The 1,378-nt window shown below is 57.4% G+C and carries 1 tRNA gene and 1 pseudogene; one reads left to right on the top strand and one right to left on the bottom strand.

The annotated features are described in order from the left end of the window. Positions 1 to 647, top strand: a pseudogene (locus AB5Y91_RS14500) (IS3 family transposase); the annotation flags it as partial. 476 nt (positions 648 to 1,123) lie between these two features. Here the strand turns inward: AB5Y91_RS14500 and AB5Y91_RS14495 are convergent. Then, positions 1,124 to 1,200: transfer RNA gene (locus AB5Y91_RS14495), tRNA-Asp, on the bottom strand. Positions 1,201 to 1,378 lie beyond the last annotated feature (178 nt).

Raw genomic sequence — 1,378 nt, 5'->3', positions numbered from 1 at the left:
GGGCTCAAGGTCGGGCGGGACAGGCTGTTTCAGATATTGGCCGAGCACCGCCTGCTGGTGCAGCCCAGGCGGGCGTATCACAAGACCACCCACAGTTTTCACCGCTTCTACCGTCATCCCAACTTGCTCAAGGGGGGACCGGAGCCGGTCACGCCGGTGGCACCGGAGCAAGTCTGGGTCGCCGACATCACCTATCTGCCAGCCAGGAGCGGGCCGCTGTACCTGAGCCTGGTGACGGATGCGTACTCACGCAAGATAGTGGGCCATCACGTGCACGAAGGAATGCACGCCGAGTCGGTGGCGATGGCGTTGAAGAAAGCACTGAAGCAACAGCGTGGCGGCGGGGAGCTTATCCATCACTCGGACCGCGGCGTGCAGTATTGCTCGGGCTTCTATCAGGCGCTGCATGAGCGGCACGGGGTACGATGCTCGATGACGGATGGCTATGACTGTTACCAGAATGCGTTGGCGGAGCGGGTGAACGGGATATTGAAAGGAGAGTTGTTGTTGCAAAGCCCGCAGGACCTGGCGCAAGCGCGGGAGATGGTGCGCGAGGCGGTGGATATTTACAACCTAGAGCGACCGCATCATGGGTTGAAAATGGGTTGAAATACAGAACCCCCGACGCGGTGCATCGGGGGTTCTGAGTCACGTGAAGCTAGACGAAAATGTGTAAACCTATTTCAGGACTAGACAATGTACTCCAGCGAATCAGCTCATCCCAGGCGCGCACTTACCCCATGCCCCGGAGCTGTGGCCTGAATCGCCTCACCCTCAGGCACAAGAAGCCTCCCGTGTACCTCGTGGACGACCCTGGCCACCAGGACCGAAACCAACATCCATTACCCAGGGCAGAAAAGCAGAGCACCTCAACCCCCCAGAGTGACACAACTTCATCACTTCTTCATTTATCGAGCAGCCAAGTCTGTTGAGTGAACAGTTGCCCCTCCCTCTACTTCGTATGCACGTGGAGGAGTGTCCAGGGAAGCCGTGTGAGCCGTGGTGATAAATAGAGGCCATGTGGCAAGTCGGTGATGCAGTCACACCTTTAGTGGTGACGGTGGTGTTTCGGGGGGCTTGAAACGAAAAAAAGCCCAGTCTTTCGACTGGGCTTTCTAAATATTGGCGGAGCGGACGGGACTCGAACCCGCGACCCCCGGCGTGACAGGCCGGTATTCTAACCGACTGAACTACCGCTCCGCTGTCTGGTTAGCATTTTGCTAAATTGTCTGCCGTTTCAACGAGGTGTCATCCTCTCGGCCAATCATGCAATGTGTGCACAACTGTTTAATTGGGTGCCTGGCAGTGTCCTACTCTCGCATGGCGAATGCCACACTACCATCGGCGCTACCGCGTTTCACTTCTGAGTTCGGCATGG

Origin of the sequence: Aeromonas sp. R4-3 (assembly GCF_040908275.1) — a bacterium.
In the GTDB taxonomy this organism is placed as follows: domain Bacteria; phylum Pseudomonadota; class Gammaproteobacteria; order Enterobacterales; family Aeromonadaceae; genus Aeromonas; species Aeromonas rivipollensis.
This window is presented reverse-complemented; position numbering and strand designations above follow the sequence as displayed.